The sequence below is a fragment of the Stenotrophomonas sp. 3(2025) genome (assembly GCF_052665395.1).
In genome coordinates, this window is sequence record NZ_JBQOIF010000009.1 from 64919 (window position 1) to 83167 (window position 18249).

The following is an 18249-nucleotide window of genomic DNA, read 5'->3' on the forward strand; positions in this document are numbered from 1 at the left end:
GGGTGCCCGGATGCGCCCAGAAGCGCAGACCGGTCACCTTCCGGTGTCGCAGTCGCCGGCGGTGCATCTGCCGGTCCTGTACACCCAGGTCCTGGAAGGCCTGAGGGTGATCGAAAACGGACGTTATCTGGATGGCACGTTCGGTCGTGGCGGTCATGCACGTGGCGTGCTCACCCAGCTCGGTCCCGAGGGACGCCTGCTGGTCATGGACAAGGATCCGGAAGCCATTGCCGTTGCCGAGCGCGATTTCGCGCCGGACCCGCGCGTGTCGATCTTCCGTGGCAGCTTCGCCCAGCTGCTGCAGTGGAACGAGACCGCCGAAGGCCTGGATGGCGTGCTGTTCGACCTTGGCGTGTCCTCGCCGCAGCTGGATGTGGCCGAGCGTGGTTTCAGCTTCGGCAAGGACGGCCCGCTGGACATGCGCATGGACCCGGACAGTGGCGAAAGCGCCGCGCAGTGGATCAACCGCGTGGAAGATCGCGAGATCGCCGACGTGCTGTGGACCTACGGCGAAGAGCGGCAGAGCCGGCGCATCGCCCGCGCCATCGTGGCCCGCCGCGAAAAGCAGCCGTTCACCCGTACCGCCGAGCTGGCCGAACTGATCGCCTCGGTGATGCCGCGCGGCAAGGACAAGATCCATCCGGCCACGCGCAGCTTCCAGGCCATCCGCATCCACATCAACCGCGAACTGGCCGACCTCGAAGCCGGCCTGGACGCGGCGGTGGAACGCCTCAAGCCCGGTGGCCGGCTGGCGGTGATCAGCTTCCATTCGCTGGAAGACCGCATCGTCAAGCAGTACATGAACCGCCTGGCCAAGGCACCGCCAGCCAACCGCCGGCTGCCCGAGGCGCAGGCCTTCGTGCCGACCCTGGACCTGATCGGTGGTGCCATCAAGGCCACCGACGAAGAGCTGGCGATGAACCCGCGCGCCCGCAGCGCCGTGCTGCGTGTGGCCCAGAAGCGGGAGGCCGATGCATGAGCCGGCTGCTGCTGATCATCCTGTTGGCCTGCACCGTGGCCTCGGCGATCGGCGTCGTGTTCGTGCGTCACCGTCACCGGCAGACGTTCATCGAGCTGTCGCGCGCCGAGCGTGCGCGCGATGACCTGAACATTGAATTCGGCCGCCTGCAGCTGGAGCAGGCGACCCTGGCCGAAGCCAACCGCGTGGACAGCATCGCCCGCGAAAAGCTCGGCATGAAGTTCCCCGAAGCCGCCGACGTGGTGGTGGTGCGCCCATGAGCAAGACCGGCCGCAACCGTCCCCGCAACGCCTTCAACCTGCGCCAGCGCCTGCGCTGGGTGGCCCTGGCGCTCGGCCTGTGCTCGGTATCGCTGGTGGGTCGTGCCGCCTACGTGCAGATCATCAACAGCGACTTCTACCAGCGCCAGGGCGAAGCGCGTTACCTGCGCGAGCTTCCGATCAAGACCTCGCGCGGCATGATCACCGACCGCAACGGCGAGCCGTTGGCGGTGTCCACCCCGGTCGCCTCGATCTGGGTGAACCCGCAGGACCTGCTGCGTTCGCCCGAGCGCATCCCCGAGCTGGCACAGGCGGTGGGCCTGTCGGTGGACGAGCTGAGCAGCCGCCTGTCGCAGAAGTCGGACAAGGAATTCATGTACCTGCGTCGCCGTATCAATCCGGACGAGGCAGAGCGCGTGGTCGCGCTGAAGATTCCGGGCGTGGCGGCACAGCGTGAGTTCCGTCGCTTCTACCCGCAAGGTGAAGCGATGGCGCACGTGCTGGGCTTCACCAACATCGACGACCGCGGCCAGGAAGGCCTGGAGCTGGCCTTCGACGAATGGCTGCGTGGCAAGCCCGGCGGCAAGCGGGTGATCCGCAACCGCAAGGGCGAGACGGTCGAAAGCGATCTGCTGCGTGCGGCCGAGCCGGGCAAGGACCTGACCCTCAGCATCGACCGCCGCATCCAGTACCTGGCCTTCAAGGAACTGCGCAACGCGCTGGTGGCCAACAAGGCGGCCGGCGGCTCGATGGTGATCATGGACGTGACCACCGGCGAGATCCTGGCCATGGTCAACCTGCCGACCTACAACCCCAATTCGCTGACCAGCGCGCAGCCGGACACGCGCCGCAACCGCGCGGTGACCGATCTGGTCGAGCCGGGTTCGACGATGAAGCCGCTGACCATCGCCACCGCGCTGCAGGCCGGTGCGGTGACCAAGGACACCGTCATCGACACCAACCCGGGTTACATGACCCTGGGGCGCTTCACCATCCGCGATGTGCCGCGCAACAACGGCGTGCTGAACGTCACCGGCGTGATCACCCGCAGCTCGAACGTGGGTGCGGCCAAGGTCGCCGCGAAGATGCCCGACCAGGTGTTCTACGATGGTGTGCGCCGTTTCGGCTACGGCTCGGTGCCGCACAGTGGCTTCCCCGGCGAGTCCGGTGGCGTGGTGCTGCGCCCGGCCCGCTGGTCGGGCACCACCAAGACGACCATGTCCTACGGCTATGGCCTGAACGTCACGCCGCTGCAGATCGCCACCGCGTACTCGGCGCTGGCCAACGGCGGCAAGCTGATCGCGCCGACCTTCGTCAAGGGCCAGCGCAACGAAGGCCATCAGATCATCGACGAGAACGTCGCCAAGCAGGTGGTGGCGATGATGGAAACGGTGGTCACCCAGGGCGGCGCCAAGCAGGCGGCGGTGCTGGGCTACCGCGTGGCCGGCAAGACCGGTACCGCGCGCAAGACCGGCCCCGGTGGCTACGAGCGCGGCCACTACAACGCGCTGTTCGCCGGCGTGGTGCCGGCCACCAATCCGCGCTTTGCCACCGTCATCGTCATCAACGATCCGCAGGGCGGCAAGTTCTACGGTGGCCTGGTGTCGGCGCCGGTCTATCACAACGTGATGGAAGGCACCCTGCGCCTGATGGACGTGCCACTGGATGACCTGCAGTCGTGGCTGGCTGCCCAGCAGTCCGGAAAGATCGGGCATTCGGCCTCGGTGCTGCCGGTGCCGCCGGCCGAAGCCGCACTGCCGGTGGATGCCGCCGCTGAATTCGATGCCGCGCTGCCCAGCGCGCACCCCCATGTGCCGCCCGCGACGGGAGGCACGCAATGAGCCCTTCGATGTTGCTTTCGCAGTTGCTTCCGGACGTGGCCCTGGCGGGCCATGATCCCGTTCTGACCGGCCTGGTGCTGGACAGCCGTGCCGTGCGCCCCGGCAATGCCTTCGTTGCCATCGCCGGCTTCGGCGCGCATGGCCTGGGTTTTGTCGAGCAGGCGCGTGCTGCCGGTGCCGGCGCCATCCTGTTCGAAGCGCCGGCGCCTGCCGAGCTGCCTGCACCGGCCGATGCCATCGCCGTGCCGGACCTGCGCGCGCGTCTGGGGGCAATGGCCGACCAGTTCCATGGCGCGCCTTCGCGGGCGATGACCATGGTTGGCGTGACCGGCACCAACGGCAAGACCTCCACCGTGCAGCTGCTGGCCCAGGCCTGGCACCTGCTCGGTACGCCCAGTGGCAGTATCGGCACGTTGGGCGCCGGACTTTATGGTGCGGTCGAGCCGACCGGTTTCACCACCCCGCTGGTGCTGCAGATGCATGCGCTGCTGGCGCAGCTGCGCGACGATGGCGCGCGCGCGGTGGCGATGGAAGTCAGCTCGCATGCGCTGGACCAGGGCCGCGTGGATGCGGTGCACTACGACGTGGCGGTGTTCACCAATCTCACCCGCGATCACCTTGATTACCACGGTGACATGGCCAGCTACGGCGCGGCCAAGGCGCGGCTGTTCCATCGCCCGGGCCTGAAGGCGGCGGTGATCAATCTTGACGATGCGTTCGGTCGCCAGCTGTTCGCCGGCCTGCCGGCAGGCGTGCAGGCCATCGGCCTGAGCTCGCGTGGTGCCGACGGTGCCAGCGTGCGCGCCGAAGCGCTGCAGCTGGATGGCCGCGGCATCGGTTTCGAACTGGTCATCGACGGCCAGCGTGCTGCGGTGCAGTCACCGCTGCTGGGCCGCTTCAACGTGGACAACCTGTTGGCGGTGGCTGGCAGCCTGCATGCGCTGGGGCATCCGCTGCCGCGTATCGCCGAGGTGATGTCGGCACTGCAGCCGATCCGTGGCCGCATGAACCGCCTGGGCGGTGAAGACGGCCTGCCGACCGTGGTGGTGGATTACGCACATACGCCCGACGCGCTGGAACAGGCGCTGGACAGCCTGCACGGCCACCTGCAGGGCACGCTGTTCTGCGTGTTCGGCTGCGGTGGCGAACGCGATACCGGCAAGCGCCCGCAGATGGCCGCCATTGCCGAGCGCCTGGCCAACCAGGTCATCGTCACCGACGACAACCCGCGTGGCGAAGACGGCGACGTGATCGTGGCCGACATCCTGGCCGGTTTCACCGATGCCTCGGCCGTGACCGTGCAGCGCAACCGCGCGCGTGCGATCGGCCTGGCGGTGAAGCGCGCTGGTGCCGGCGACATCATCCTGATCGCCGGCAAGGGCCACGAGCCCTACCAGGAAGTGAATGGCGTGCGCCATGACTTCGACGACACCGAAGTGTCGGCCGCCGCGCTGGCCGCGAAGGCCGGTGTGTTGGCGACGCGCATGGACGCGCTAGTGGCCCGGCCGCAGGACGCGGAAGAGGGCCCGCAGGCCGGGGAGGGTGACGCATGAAGCGCACCCTGCTTTCGCTGATGGCGCACTGGGCCGGTGGCGAGATCCACGGCGACGACGTGGCCATCGACGCGGTCAGCAACGATACCCGCAGCCTTGGCCCGGGCAGCCTGTACGTGGCGCTGCGTGGCGAACGCTTCGACGGCCACGATTTTGCTGCCGATGCACAGGCACGTGGCGCCAGCGCGTTGCTGGTCGAGCGCCTGCTGCCGCTGGACCTGCCGCAGGTGCTGGTGGCCGACAGCGAGCGCGCGCTGGCGAAGATCGCCGCCGGCATGCAGCGCGACCGCGCGACCGAACTGTTCGCCATCACCGGCAGCAACGGCAAGACCAGCGTCAAGAGCCTGCTGCTGGCGATCCTGCAGCAGGTGGCCCAGCACGCGCACAAGGTGGTCTACGCCAACCCGGGCAACCGCAACAACGAGATCGGCCTGCCGCTGGCGGTGATCGACGCACCGGAAGATGCCGACTACGCCGTCTACGAGATGGGCGCCGGCAAGCCGGGCGACATCGCCTACCTGACCGACATCGCGCGCCCGCGCTATGCCCTGGTCAACAACATCGCCCCGGCCCACCTGGAGCGGATGGGCAGCCTGCTCGGCGTGGCGGTGACCAAGGGCGCGATCTACGCCGCACTGCCGGCCGATGGCGTGGCCGTGATCAACGCCGACGATGCCTACGGGCGCTGGTTCGAACAGCATTTCATCGGTACCCCGGCACGTTGCCGGGTGCTGCGCTATGGCCTGGAACACAGCGCCGACGTCACCGCGCGCGACATCCGCGCCGGTGCGCAGGGCAGCCGCTTCACCCTGGTCACGCCGATGGGCGAGGCGGGCGTGGTGCTGGGCCTGCCGGGCCGCCACAACATCAGCAATGCGCTGGCCGCCGCCAGCCTGGCGCTGGCCGCCGGCATCGAGCTGTCACTGGTGGCCACCGGCCTGGCCGAAGCGCAGCCGGTGCCGGGCCGCCAGATCGCCCATCAGCTGCGCAATGGCGCAGTGCTGGTGGACGACAGCTACAACGCCAACCCCGGCTCGCTGGCCGCCGCCATCGACGCGCTGGCCGCCGCCCCGGAAGAGGGCTGGCTGGTGCTGGGCGACATGCGCGAACTCGGACCGGACGCTGAGGCGCTGCATGCACAGGCGGGTATCCGTGCGCGTGCCGCCGGCCTCAAGCGCCTGTATGCGCTGGGCCCGCTCAGCGCTGCTGCTGCCGCTGCGTTTGGCGAGGGCGGACATCATTTCACCACCCATGACGCGCTGTCGCAGGCGCTGAAGGAAGCGCTGCATGCCGGCGTGCGCTGCCTGGTCAAGGGTTCCCGTGGCAGCGCCATGGACACGATTGTCAAAGCGCTGCTGGCGCAAGGAGAGGAATCCCCGCATGTTGTATGAACTGGCTCGATGGTTGCAGCAGTTGGAGAGCCTGTTCGGGCTGTTCAACTACCAGACGTTCCGCGCCATCCTTGCCGCGTTGACGGCGCTGTTCCTGTCGCTGTGGCTCGGCCCGGCGATGATCCGCAAGCTTGCCCAGTTCAAGGGCGGCCAGCCGATCCGGACCGATGGTCCGCAGACCCATTTCTCCAAGGCCGGCACGCCGACCATGGGTGGTTCGCTGATCCTGCTCACCGTCACCCTGTCGGTGCTGATGTGGGCCGACCTGCGCAACCGCTATGTGTGGCTGGTGCTGGCGGTGATGCTGTGCTTCGGCGCCATCGGCTGGTACGACGACTGGATCAAGATCGTCCGTCGCGACCCGAACGGCCTGAAGTCGCGCTGGAAGTACCTGCTGCAGTCGATCTTCGGCCTGGCTGCAGGCATCTTCCTGTTCCAGACCGCCGACGTACCGGCGGCGCTGACCTTCTACATCCCGATGTTCAAGTCGGTGGCGCTGCCGCTGGCCGGTATCGGCTTCGTGGCCATCGCCTATTTCTGGATCGTCGGCTTCTCCAACGCGGTCAACCTGACCGACGGCCTGGACGGGCTGGCGATCATGCCGACGGTGCTGGTGGCCTGCGCGCTGGGCGTGTTCGCCTACGCCTCGGGCAACGCAGTGTTCGCCAACTACCTGCAGATCCCGCAGATTCCGGGTGCCGGTGAGCTGGTCATCATCTGTGCGGCGATCGCTGGCGCGGGGCTGGGCTTCCTGTGGTTCAACACCTATCCGGCCATGGTGTTCATGGGCGATATCGGCGCGCTGTCGCTGGGCGCGGTGCTGGGCACCATCGCGGTGATCACCCGCCAGGAACTGGTGCTGGTGATCATGGGCGGCGTGTTCGTCATCGAAACGCTGTCGGTGATGATCCAGGTCGCCTCGTTCAAGCTGACCGGCAAGCGCGTGTTCCGCATGGCGCCGATCCACCACCACTTCGAACTGAAGGGGTGGCCGGAGCCGCGCGTGATCGTGCGCTTCTGGATCATCTCCGTCGTGCTGGTGCTGATCGGCCTGGCCACGTTGAAGGTACGCTGATGAACGACCTGTCGCACCAGGCAACACGCCTTGAGGCCATCGGTGGCAGCTACGACAAGTGGCTGCTCGGCGCGATGATCGCGCTCACCGGGCTGGGCGTGGTGATGGTGGCGTCCAGCTCGATCGCGTTGATGAGCAGCCCGTTCTACTACCTCAACCGCCACTTGATCTTCCTGGCGGTCGGCATCGTGCTGGCCATCATCGCCGCGCGTACCGAACTGAAGACCATCGAGCAGTACAACCAGATGCTGCTGCTGGGTTGCTTCGCGCTGCTGGTGGTGGTGTTCGTGCCGGGCCTGGGCAGCAGCGTCAACGGCGCCCGCCGCTGGATCAACCTGGGCATCTCCAAGTTCCAGACGGTCGAAGCGGTGAAGGTGCTCTACATCGTCTGGCTGTCCAGCTACCTGGTGCGCTTCCGCGACGAGGTCAACGCGACCTGGCCGGCGATGCTCAAGCCGCTGGGCGTGGCCGGTGCGCTGGTGGTGCTGCTGCTGCTGCAGCCCGACTTCGGCTCGTCCACCCTGCTGCTGGCGATCACCGCCGGCATGCTGGTGCTGGGCGGGGTGAACATGCCGCGCATGTCGATGCCGGTGGTGATCGGCCTGGTCGGCATGAGCGCGCTGGCGATCATCGAGCCGTACCGCATGCGCCGCATCACCTCCTTCCTCGACCCGTGGGCCGACCAGCAGGGCGACGGCTACCAGCTGTCCAACGCGCTGATGGCGGTGGGCCGCGGCGAGTGGACCGGCGTGGGCCTGGGTAATTCGGTGCAGAAGCTGTACTACCTGCCCGAGGCGCACACCGACTTCATCTTCTCGGTCACCGCAGAGGAATTCGGCTTCCTGGGCACCTGCGTGATCGTGGCCCTGTACGCACTGCTGGTCGGCCGCACCTTCTGGCTGGGCATGCGCTGCGTGGAAATGAAGCGCCACTTCTCCGGCTACATCGCCTTCGGCATCGGCCTGTGGATCAGCATGCAGACCTTCGTTTCGATCGGCGTGAACCTGGGCATCCTGCCGACCAAGGGCTTGACCCTGCCGCTGATTTCGTCGGGTGGTTCGTCGGTGCTGATGACCTGCGTGGCGATGGGCCTGCTGCTGCGCGTGTCCTATGAACTGAAGCGCGCCGAGCGCCGCCAGGCCGTGCGCATGGGCGCTGCCGACGATGTTGCCGGCCCTGCCGCGGCCGAGCCTTCTGCTGCACCGGTGGCGAAGAACATGCCGATGGCCGCCGGACCGGCCGCAGCCGAGCCGGCCGCCGTGCGCGGCACCAGCCGCCTGCAGTCGCGCGTCGAACCGACCTTCGGGAGGCTCGGATGAGCGCGGCCCAGAACAACAGCCGGCCGGTGATGATCCTGGCCGGTGGTACCGGCGGGCACATCTTCCCGGGCCTGGCCGTGGCCCGCGTACTGCGCGCGCGTGGCGTGCCGGTCACCTGGATGGGTGCCGATGGCGCCATGGAAACCCGCCTGGTGCCGCAGCACGGCATCGCCATCGATACGCTGGCCATCACCGGCCTGCGCGGCAAGGGCAAGCTGGCCCTGCTGGCCGCGCCGTGGCGCCTGATGCGCGCGCTGCGTGCCGCCGGCCTGATCATCCGTGATCGCCAGCCGCGTGCGGTGGTCGCCTTCGGTGGCTTCGCTTCCGGCCCCGGTGGCATGGCCGCGCGCCTGCACGGCCTGCCGCTGATCGTGCACGAACAGAACCGCGCGCCGGGCCTGACCAACCGCATCCTGTCGCGCTACGCGCGCCGCCTGCTGACCGGTTTCCCGGGCACCTTCGCTGCACGCGAGGAGTTCGTAGGCAATCCGGTGCGCGCCGAAATCGCCGCCGTCGCGCCGCCGCAGCAGCGGCTGGCCGACCGCAGCGGTCCGCTGCGCCTGCTGGTGCTGGGCGGCAGCCAGGGGGCCCGCGCGCTCAACAGTGGCGTGCCGCAGGCACTGGCCAGCCTGGGTGCGCAGGTGCCGGTGGTAGTGCGCCACCAGAGCGGCGAGAAGCTGCATGCCGAAGCGGTCGAGGCCTATGCCAAGGCCGGCGTGCAGGGCGAGGTGACATCGTTCATCGCCGACATGGCCGAAGCCTTCGCCTGGGCCGACCTGGTGGTGTGCCGTTCCGGCGCGTCCACGCTGGCCGAACTCTGCGCGGTCGGCGTCGGCAGCGTGCTGGTGCCATTCCCCGCTGCTGTCGATGATCACCAGACCCGCAATGCGCAGTACCTGGTCGAGCGCGATGCAGCCGTATTGCTGAAGCAGGACGAAACGCTGGCAGACGGCATTGCCGCGCTGCTGCGTGATCTGTCCGAAAATCCCGCCCGCCGCATGCAGATGGCGCAAGCCGCGCGTGCCCTGGCCAAGGTCGATGCCGCCGAGCGCATCGCCGATATCATTCTCGAGGAAGCTGTATGAAGAAGGCACGCTCCAGCGCCTGCCCTGCGCGAGGCCGCGCATGATCCGCCGCCTGCATGACACCAACGATCTGGTGCGCGCGTTCCCGCGCGTGCATTTCGTCGGCATCGGCGGCACCGGCATGAGCGGCATCGCCGAAGTGATGCTGACGCTGGGCTATGAAGTATCCGGTTCGGACAATGCCGACAATGCTGCGACCCGCCGGCTGGCCGGCCTGGGCGCGCGCATCATGCGCGGCCATTCCGCCGCCAACGTGCTGGGCACCGACTGCGTGGTGGTCTCCAGCGCGATCCGCGAAGACAACCCGGAGCTGATGGAAGCGCGCAGCCAGCGCATTCCGATCATGCCGCGCGCGGCGATGCTGGCTGAACTGATGCGCTTCCGCCGCGGCATCGCCGTGGCCGGTACCCACGGCAAGACCACCACCACCAGCCTGACCGCTGCGGTGCTGAGCGAGGGTGGGCTGGACCCGACCTTCGTGATCGGTGGCCAGCTGCTGGCGGCCGGTGCCAACGCCAAGCTTGGTGGTGGCCAGTGGCTGGTGGCCGAGGCCGACGAGAGCGACGGCAGCTTCCTGCGCCTGAATCCGTTGATGTCGATCATCACCAACATCGATGCCGATCATCTGGAGAACTACGGCAACGACTTCGCCCGCGTGCAGGCGGCGTTCGCCGAGTTCCTGCAGCGCCTGCCGTTCTACGGCCTGGCAGTGCTGTGCATCGACGATCCGGAAGTGGCCGCACTGGCCGCCAGGACTCCGCGCCACGTGATGAGCTACGGCATGAGCCCGCAGGCCGATGTGCGCGCCGAGAACGTGGTGCAGGAAGGTTCGCGCATGCGCTTCACCCTGCGCCTGCCGCAGGGCACCAGCCAGGAAGTGGTGCTGGCGCTGCCGGGCAAGCACAACGTACTCAATGCACTGGCCGCTGCGGCGGTGGGCTGGCAGCTGGGCGTGGCCCCGGATGCGATCGCGCGTGCGCTGGCCAGCTTCGCCGGTGTCGGCCGCCGCTTCAACGACCTGGGCGAAGTGACCACCGCCAGCGGTGCCAAGGTCCGCATCATCGACGACTACGGCCACCATCCGAGCGAGCTGGAAGCGGTGTTCGCCGCCGCGCGTGGTGGCTGGGCCGACAAGCGCCTGGTGGTGGCCTTCCAGCCGCACCGCTACAGCCGTACCCGTGATCAGTTCGACAAGTTTGCCGCGGTGCTGTCCAGTGTCGATGCCCTGGTGCTGAGCGAGGTCTACCCGGCCGGTGAAGAGCCGATCGCCGGCGCCGATTCGCATGCACTGGCCCGCGCCATCCGCGCGCGCGGCCGCAGCGAGCCGGTGGTGGTCGGCAAGGCATCCGAGCTGGCCACCGTGCTGCCGGACGTGCTGCAGGACGGCGATCTGCTGCTGATGATGGGGGCCGGCGACATCGGCGCCGTCGCCAGCCACATTGCCGTGGAAGGCTTCAAGGCGGAGGGCGAGGCGTGAGCACGCTGACCTTCCCGCCGCTGCGCAGCACCGACCCGGCCGTGTTCGGCCGCGTCGCCGTGCTGCTCGGTGGCAGCTCCAGCGAACGCGACGTGTCGCTGGATTCGGGCCGCAATGTGCTCGAAGCCCTGCAGTCGCGCGGCGTCGACGCCGTCGCCATCGACGGCATTCCGGCGCTGGCCAAGGCGCTGGCGGCCGGCGGCATCGATCGCGTGTTCAACATCCTGCACGGCCACAATGGTGGTGGTGAGGACGGCATCGTGCAGGGCCTGATGGAGGCCTTCGGCGTGCCGTACACCGGCTCCAACGTGCTGGGCTCGGCGTTGAGCATGGACAAGATCCGCACCAAGCAGGTGTGGCTGTCGCTGGGCCTGCCGACCCCGCAGTATCGGAAGGTCGATGCCTCCACGGTGCACGCGCTGGCGGCCGAGCTCGGCCTGCCGGTGGTGGTCAAGCCGGCCAACGAAGGTTCCAGCGTGGGCATCAGCCGGGTCACCGACGACGCCGGCCTGGACGAAGCCGTGGCCCTGGCCGCGCGCTACGACGGCCAGCTGCTGATGGAACAGATGGTGGTGGGCGACGAACTGACCGTGGCCATCCTCGGCGATGTCGCGCTGCCGTCGATCCGCATCGTGCCCAAGGGCCAGTGGTACGACTACAACGCCAAGTACATCGCCGAAGACACCCAGTACCTGTGCCCGGGCCTGGACGGTGATGACGAAGACGAGATCCGCCGCATCGCGCTGGCTGCCTTCCGCGCGGCCGGTTGCCGTGGCTGGGGTCGCGTCGACGTGATGCGTGACCGCAGCAGCGGCCGCTTCTTCCTGCTGGAAGTGAACACCGCGCCGGGCATGACCAGCCACTCGCTGGTGCCCAAGGCGGCCGGGCAGGCCGGTATCAGCTTCGAAGAGCTGGTGTGGCGCGTGCTGGAACAGACCCTGGAGGCATCGCACGCATGAACGCGGTGCTGCGCATTTTCGTCTGGCTGTTGGCACTGTCGGTGGTTGCACTGCCGGTGGTGGCCGTGGTCAATGGCTGGGTCGGCGCCGAGCGCTGGCCGCTGGCGAAGCTGCGCGTGCACGGTGAGTTCAAGCGGGTGCCGCCCGAACAGCTGCAGCAGGTGCTGCTGCCGTATGCGCATGCCGGCTTCTTCGCGGTCAAGCTGCAGGACGCGCAGGACGCACTGGAAAAACTGCCGTGGGTGGAAAGCGCGCAGGTGCGCAAGCAGTGGCCGGACGTGCTGGAAGTGACGCTGGTCGAGCACAAGCCGTTCGCGCGCTGGGGCGAAGATCGCCTGCTGTCCGAGCAGGGCAAGCTGTTCCCCACGCCGAAGAAGCTGGCCGACCTGCAGCTGCCCGAGCTGGATGGCCCGGACAGCCAGACCGAGGAAGTGGTCAAGCTGTACAACGATTCGCGCGCGCTGTTCGCGCCGGCAGGCGTCGACGTGCGCCGGCTGACGATGGACGCGCGCGGCAGCTGGTCGCTGCTGCTGAGCAACGGCACTGAAGTGGTGGTCGGCCGCGACGATGCCCGCTCGCGCCTGCAGCGCTTCGTGCGCGTTCTGCCGCAGCTGGCCAACCAGGCCGCGCCGATCGAGCGCGCCGATCTCCGATATACCAATGGTTTCACGCTGAGCTGGGGCACTCCGGCCGCCCCGGCCAATGCACCGGGCACCCCGGCAAGAAGGACGCAGGAAAGAACATGAATCGCAAGGGTGACAAATCGCTGATCGTCGGCCTGGATATCGGCACCTCCAAGGTGGTGGCGCTGGTGGGCGAGTATTCGCCGGGCAACCCGATCGAAGTGATCGGCATCGGCTCCCACGAATCGCGCGGCCTCAAGCGCGGCGTGGTGGTGGACATCGAATCGACCGTGCAGTCGATCCAGCGCGCGGTCGAAGAAGCCGAGCTGATGGCCGGCTGCGAGATCCGCTCGGTGTATGCCTCCATTTCCGGCAACCACGTGCAGTGCAAGAACTCGCCCGGCATCGTGCCGATCCGCGACGGTGAAGTGACCTGGGGCGACCTCGACCGCGTGCTCGATGCGGCCAAGGCAGTGGCGATCCCGGCCGACCAGAAGATCCTGCATGCGATCCCGCGCGAGTACGTGCTGGATGATTCGCAGGAAGGCATCCGCAACCCCGTTGGCATGACCGGCGTGCGCCTGGAGGTGCATGCGCACCTGGTGGTGTGCGCGCAGTCGGCCGCGGCCAACATCAGCAAGTGCGTGCAGCGCTGCGGCCTGCAGGTGGACGACCTGGTGCTGTCCTCGCTGGCGTCCAGCGTGGCGGTGCTGACCGCCGACGAGCGCGAGCTGGGCGTGGTGCTGGTCGACATGGGCGCCGGCACCACCGACATCGCAGTGTTCGTGCAGGGCGCGATCTGCCACACCGCCTCGCTGCCGATCGCCGGCGACCACGTGACCAACGACATCGCGCACATGCTGCGCACGCCGACCCCGGAAGCCGAGCAGATCAAGGTGCGCTATGCATGCGCCCTGGCCCAGCTGGCCACCGCCGAGGAAAGCATCCAGGTGCCGTCGGTTGGTGATCGTCCGCCGCGCCGCATGCCGCGCCACGCGCTGGCGCAGGCCGTGCAGGGCCGCTACGAAGAGATCTTCGAAATGGTGCAGGCCGAACTGCGCCGCTCCGGCTTCGAGGAACTGGTGCGCGCCGGCATGGTGCTGACCGGAGGTGCCTCGAAGATGGAAGGCGTGGTCGAACTGGCCGAGGAAATGCTGCAGATGCCGGTACGCGTGGGCATCCCGCAGCACGTTACCGGGCTGGGCGAAGTGGTGGGCAACCCGGTGCATGCCACCGGTGTGGGCCTGCTGCTGATGGGCAGCCAGATCGAGCATCCGCGCCGGCCGTCGCTGCCGACCGGCCGCGCCGGAAGCATGTTCAAGAAACTCAAGACCTGGTTCCGCGGCGAATTCTGACGCGGCACCTGTAACACCCGGGCGCAGCCCGGCTGCAACACCCGCAGTACCCGCATCACGACGCAACAACGCAACACACAACCCACACAGCCGCAACGGCAACATGACACGCGAAGGCAGGAGGCCCGACCGTCCATGCCACCGACAAGCGGATACAACGAGGACACGGACATGGCGCATTTTGAACTGATCGAAAAGATGGCACCCAATGCGGTGATCAAGGTGGTTGGCGTGGGCGGCGGCGGCGGCAATGCCGTGGCGCACATGGTCAACTCGGCAGTGGATGGCGTGGAATTCATCACCGCCAACACCGACTCGCAGGCCATCAAGAATTGTGGTGCCAAGCTGCAGCTGCAGCTGGGTACCAATGTCACCAAGGGCCTGGGCGCAGGCGCGAATCCGGAAGTCGGCCGCCAGGCTGCGCTGGAAGACCGTGAGCGCATCATGGACGCGCTGCAGGGTGCGGACATGGTGTTCATCACCGCTGGCATGGGCGGTGGCACCGGTACCGGCGCTGCGCCGGTGGTGGCACAGCTGGCCAAGGAAATGGGCATCCTGACCGTGGCCGTGGTGACCAAGCCGTTCCCGTTCGAAGGCCGCCGCCGCATGCAGGTCGCGCTGAAGGGCATCGAAGAACTGAGCCAGCACTGCGACTCGCTGATCACCATCCCCAACGAGAAGCTGATCACCGTGCTGGGTCGCAATGCGACCATGATCCAGGCCTTCCGTGCCGCCAATGACGTGCTGCAGGGCGCCGTGCAGGGCATCGCCGACCTGATCGTGCGTCCGGGCCTGATCAACGTCGACTTCGCCGACGTGCGCACCGTCATGTCCGAAATGGGCCTGGCGATGATGGGTACCGGCACCGCCCGCGGCGATGACCGCGCGCAGGCCGCAGCCGAGTCGGCCATCCAGAACCCGCTGCTGGACGATGTGAACCTGGCCGGCGCCAACGGCATCCTGGTCAACATCACCGCCGGTGCCGACTTCACCATGGCCGAGTTCGACGAGATCGGCCGCACCATCGACGGCTTCGCTTCGGAAGACGCGACCGTGGTGGTGGGTACCGTGCTCGATCCGGACATGCAGGACGAAGTGCGCGTGACCGTGGTCGCCACGGGCCTGAACCGCGTCTCGGCCAGCAAGACCCAGCGTCCGGGCGAGCGTGCACCGATCAAGCTGGTCCGCAACGCCACCACCGGCCAGCCGGAGTTCGGCGAGTTCGACAACGGCGGCGATGCCGTGTCCAAGGCCGTCGGCGGCATGGGCCTGGGCCTGCGTCGTGCCAGCAGCGACAGCGTGGCAGCTTCCACCCCGTCGGCTCCGGCCTCCTCGGCCCCGGCCGCGGCGGAACTGCCGAACGATTACCTGGACATCCCGGCGTTCCTGCGCCGCCAGGCGGACTGATCGACGCTGCCCGGGGCTTGTCCCCCCCGGGTTGCGCCACCATGTCCTGAAAACGCGGGGGCCGGGCCAGGATGGGCCCGGCCGCCCTGCTTCACGCGCGTCCCACCGGCGTTTCAGCCGGGGTAGGGGACCCTGCGTGTTAATCTACTGTGTCACTTCCGGTCGTCCCCCATGATCCAGCAACGCACCCTCAAGAACACGATCCGCGCCACCGGTGTAGGCCTGCACAGCGGCGACAAGGTCTACATGACCCTGCGTCCGGCGCCGGTCAACCATGGCATCGTGTTCCGGCGCGTGGACCTGGACCCGGTCGTGGAAGTGCCTGCGAAGGCCGAACTGGTCACCGAAGTGACCCTGTGCACCGGCCTGACCTGCAACGACGCCAAGATCCAGACCGTCGAGCACCTGATGTCGGCCCTGGCCGGCCTGGGTGTGGACAACATCATCGTCGAACTGTCCTCGGCCGAGCTGCCGATCATGGACGGTTCGTCCGGCCCCTTCGTGTTCCTGCTGCAGTCGGCAGGCATCGTCGAACAGGATGCGCCGAAGCGCTTCATCCGCGTGCTGAAGACCGTGGAAGTGACCGAGGGCGACAAGATGGCCCGCTTTACCCCGTATGAGGGGTACAAGCTGGGCTTCACCATCCAGTTCGACCACCCGATGATCCCGGCCAAGCAGTCGCGCCAGGAAATCGAGTTCTCGACGATGGCCTACACCAAGGAAATCTCCCGCGCGCGCACCTTCGGCTTCATGCGCGATCTGGAATACATGCGCGAGCGCAATCTCGGCCTGGGTGGTTCGATGGACAACGCCATCGTGCTCGACGAGTTCCGCGTGCTCAACGAAGACGGACTGCGCTACGCCGACGAATTCGTGCGGCACAAGATTCTTGACGCGATCGGCGACCTCTATCTGGCCGGCGGCCAGGTGCTGGGTGCCTACGAGGGCTTCAAGTCCGGCCACGCGCTCAACAACAAGCTGGTGCGGGCGCTGATGGCCGATGCCACCGCCTGGGAATGGGTCACTTACGACTCGCCGGCCGTGCCGGACCCGGTGGTGTACGCCACACCGGCCTATGCCTGATTTCACAAGTTGTTGAATTTTAATGAAAAGACGCCGCCTCCCAAGGCGGCGTCTGCATTTCCGGTGTTGCCTGGCGCACTGGCGCAGTCGGTGACGCGACGGTAGGGCCGAGGTCACGGTTTTGTGAACCTGTTGGATCCGAAGCCTGAATTTAACGTTGTTTTAACAACAATCTAACGACTGCCCCACCGGGGCCAGCTAGGATGCGACCCGGCCCCCGAAATGTTTCACGCAGCGGTGACACGCGCGACGGGGAGTGGAGCAGGACGCTCCGCTGCTTTCAGGTTTCCCGCTTCGGTTTCGAAGGAAGGTCCTGCAGAGCTGCCAAGGCGTCGCGTAGCCCTTTGTGCGTGGCGGCTGAAACTGCGTGGGGTCCATTCCGGTTGTCGAGCGCTGGGGAGCGCGTGGGAGTGGGAGACGCAGTCTTGACGGTCACCTTGGTGGCCTTCAGCCCGATGGACCGGGCCGCGTCGAGCAACTGGGCTTCGGCAAGCCGCAACTTGGCATGCCAGACCGGGGACTCGACGAGAAAAACGAGGTGTTCCCCGTCCACATTGGCCAGCCGGCAACGGCTGCGCAGAGGTGGCGGCAACTGGGGGCGCAACTGACGGTCCAGCGCGTCGAGCCATAGGGCACGCCGCAGCGGGTTCCCGCTTTTGTCCGCCATCACTGCATCCAGGGCCGGTTTCGGTCGGGATGCGGGACGAACGCTGGATTTCGGCTCAGACATGAAAACTCACTGATGGCATTCAAAAAGATCGTAATCAAAACGCGTGAAGGACAGGCCAAATCGGCGCTCACGCGTTTGCGGTTCTACTTCGAGGACCGCCCCCGAGCCCTGCTGGGCAGCGTGCTCGGCGCAGGTTGCATTATCGGCCTTGCCGGTGGAATTGGCGTCAGCGCGCTCAATGACTCGCGCCTGCAGGCCAAGGTCGACCGCCAGGAGGCCGAGCTGGCCAAGGTCCAGCGCGATGCGCAGACCCAGGTCAACGCGCTGGCTGCCCGCCTCGGCGAGCTGCAGGCGCAGGCCACCCGCCTGAACGCCCTGGGCGAGCGACTGACCCAGATGGGCAAGCTGGAAGACGGCGAATTCGACTTCAACGAGACCCCCGGCCTCGGTGACGGTGATGCCGGCGGCCCGACCGCCGACATCCCGGTCAAGGACGTCAACGCCGACTTACAGGTGCTGGAGCAGCGCTTCGCTGCTTCAGGCCGCCAGTTGTCGGTGATGGAATCGCTGATGTTCGACCACCAGCTGCAGCAGAACGCCGTGCCCTCGCGCATGCCGATCCGCAACAGCTACGTCACCTCCGGCTTTGGTACCCGTGCCGACCCGTTCGGTCGCGGTGCCGCCACCCACAAGGGCATGGACTTCCACGCCCGCGTCGGTGACCCGGTGATGTCGGTAGCCGACGGCGTGGTCAGCTTCTCCGGCGTCAAGGGCGGCTACGGCAACGTGGTCGATGTGGACCACGGCAATGGCTACGTCACCCGCTACGCGCACAATTCGCGCCTGGTGGTGAAGGTCGGCGACCTCGTCCGTGCCGGCCAGGAAGTGGCCAAGGCCGGTTCCACCGGTCGTTCGACCGGCGCCCACGTGCACTTCGAGGTGTGGGAGAACGGCAACGTGGTCAACCCGCGCAAGTTCCTCGGCGATGGCGGCAATACCCCGGTCGGGCGCATCACCCGCGGTTGATTGCAACGCCGGGCGTGGCCCGGCGCTACCGGGAAGCCGTCGGATCCCGGCGGTAGCGCGGGGCCATGCCCCGCGAGCGCGAAGCGCGGCCACCACGACCCCGGTCCCGGCCGCCCAGAAGACCGCACAGGGTTGAAACCCCAGCG

Annotated in this window: 15 protein-coding genes and 1 pseudogene; 15 read left to right on the top strand and 1 reads right to left on the bottom strand. The window is 67.6% G+C overall.

Annotated features, from left to right (window positions below; all coding sequences use genetic code 11):
• The first annotated feature begins 10 nt into the window (after positions 1-10).
• The 14 genes and pseudogenes from rsmH to lpxC all read left to right on the top strand — a co-directional run bounded on the left by rsmH (position 11) and on the right by lpxC (position 16407).
• A complete protein-coding gene (gene rsmH / locus ACUXVE_RS09115) occupies positions 11-979 on the top strand; it encodes a 16S rRNA (cytosine(1402)-N(4))-methyltransferase RsmH (protein WP_025876600.1) in 969 nt (322 codons plus the stop codon).
• Positions 976-1239: a cell division protein FtsL gene (ftsL, locus tag ACUXVE_RS09120; protein ID WP_025876599.1), complete on the top strand. Its 264-nt coding sequence runs from the start codon at positions 976-978 to the stop codon at positions 1237-1239. The genes rsmH and ftsL overlap by 4 nt, the downstream gene beginning before the upstream one ends.
• Positions 1236-3080 (top strand): peptidoglycan D,D-transpeptidase FtsI family protein, encoded by a 1845-nt coding sequence (locus ACUXVE_RS09125; RefSeq protein WP_222390714.1) that lies wholly within the window; start codon positions 1236-1238, stop codon positions 3078-3080. The genes ftsL and ACUXVE_RS09125 overlap by 4 nt, the downstream gene beginning before the upstream one ends.
• Complete coding sequence (locus tag ACUXVE_RS09130; protein WP_445514269.1) at positions 3077-4633, top strand: UDP-N-acetylmuramoyl-L-alanyl-D-glutamate--2,6-diaminopimelate ligase; 1557 nt, start codon at positions 3077-3079, stop codon at positions 4631-4633. Before ACUXVE_RS09125 ends, ACUXVE_RS09130 begins: the two co-directional genes overlap by 4 nt.
• Entirely contained in the window at positions 4630-6024 is a 1395-nt protein-coding gene (locus ACUXVE_RS09135) for a UDP-N-acetylmuramoyl-tripeptide--D-alanyl-D-alanine ligase (protein WP_445514270.1), read from the top strand. Before ACUXVE_RS09130 ends, ACUXVE_RS09135 begins: the two co-directional genes overlap by 4 nt.
• A complete protein-coding gene (mraY, locus tag ACUXVE_RS09140; RefSeq protein ID WP_025876592.1) occupies positions 6014-7099 on the top strand; it encodes a phospho-N-acetylmuramoyl-pentapeptide-transferase in 1086 nt (361 codons plus the stop codon). Before ACUXVE_RS09135 ends, mraY begins: the two co-directional genes overlap by 11 nt.
• The gene (ftsW, locus tag ACUXVE_RS09145) at positions 7099-8418 is read left to right on the top strand and encodes a putative lipid II flippase FtsW (protein ID WP_445514271.1); all 1320 of its coding nucleotides are present in this window, start codon (positions 7099-7101) and stop codon (positions 8416-8418) included. The genes mraY and ftsW overlap by 1 nt, the downstream gene beginning before the upstream one ends.
• Complete coding sequence (gene murG / locus ACUXVE_RS09150; RefSeq protein ID WP_445514272.1) at positions 8415-9503, top strand: undecaprenyldiphospho-muramoylpentapeptide beta-N-acetylglucosaminyltransferase; 1089 nt, start codon at positions 8415-8417, stop codon at positions 9501-9503. The genes ftsW and murG overlap by 4 nt, the downstream gene beginning before the upstream one ends.
• Positions 9504-9543: 40 nt before the next feature.
• Positions 9544-10980, top strand: coding sequence for a UDP-N-acetylmuramate--L-alanine ligase (gene murC, locus ACUXVE_RS09155; RefSeq protein WP_093818913.1), 1437 nt, complete (start codon positions 9544-9546; stop codon positions 10978-10980).
• Positions 10977-11939, top strand: coding sequence for a D-alanine--D-alanine ligase (locus tag ACUXVE_RS09160; RefSeq protein ID WP_445514273.1), 963 nt, complete (start codon positions 10977-10979; stop codon positions 11937-11939). The genes murC and ACUXVE_RS09160 overlap by 4 nt, the downstream gene beginning before the upstream one ends.
• A pseudogene (locus tag ACUXVE_RS09165) lies at positions 11936-12613 on the top strand (cell division protein FtsQ/DivIB); the annotation flags it as partial. The gene ACUXVE_RS09160 and the pseudogene ACUXVE_RS09165, both read left to right, overlap by 4 nt.
• Positions 12614-12681: 68 nt before the next feature.
• The gene (gene ftsA / locus ACUXVE_RS09170) at positions 12682-13917 is read left to right on the top strand and encodes a cell division protein FtsA (RefSeq protein WP_025876580.1); all 1236 of its coding nucleotides are present in this window, start codon (positions 12682-12684) and stop codon (positions 13915-13917) included.
• Between the two features lie 171 nt (positions 13918-14088).
• Positions 14089-15324: a cell division protein FtsZ gene (ftsZ, locus tag ACUXVE_RS09175; protein WP_025876577.1), complete on the top strand. Its 1236-nt coding sequence runs from the start codon at positions 14089-14091 to the stop codon at positions 15322-15324.
• 171 nt (positions 15325-15495) lie between these two features.
• Entirely contained in the window at positions 15496-16407 is a 912-nt protein-coding gene (gene lpxC, locus ACUXVE_RS09180) for a UDP-3-O-acyl-N-acetylglucosamine deacetylase (RefSeq protein WP_025876575.1), read from the top strand.
• A 280-nt stretch (positions 16408-16687) separates the two neighbouring features.
• Here lpxC and ACUXVE_RS09185 read toward each other — a convergent pair whose 3' ends face one another.
• Positions 16688-17137, bottom strand: coding sequence for a DUF721 domain-containing protein (locus tag ACUXVE_RS09185; protein ID WP_025876573.1), 450 nt, complete (start codon positions 17135-17137; stop codon positions 16688-16690).
• A 12-nt stretch (positions 17138-17149) separates the two neighbouring features.
• On the opposite strand from ACUXVE_RS09185, the gene ACUXVE_RS09190 reads away from it, so the two are divergent.
• The gene (locus ACUXVE_RS09190) at positions 17150-18103 is read left to right on the top strand and encodes a M23 family metallopeptidase (RefSeq protein WP_025876571.1); all 954 of its coding nucleotides are present in this window, start codon (positions 17150-17152) and stop codon (positions 18101-18103) included.
• Positions 18104-18249 lie beyond the last annotated feature (146 nt).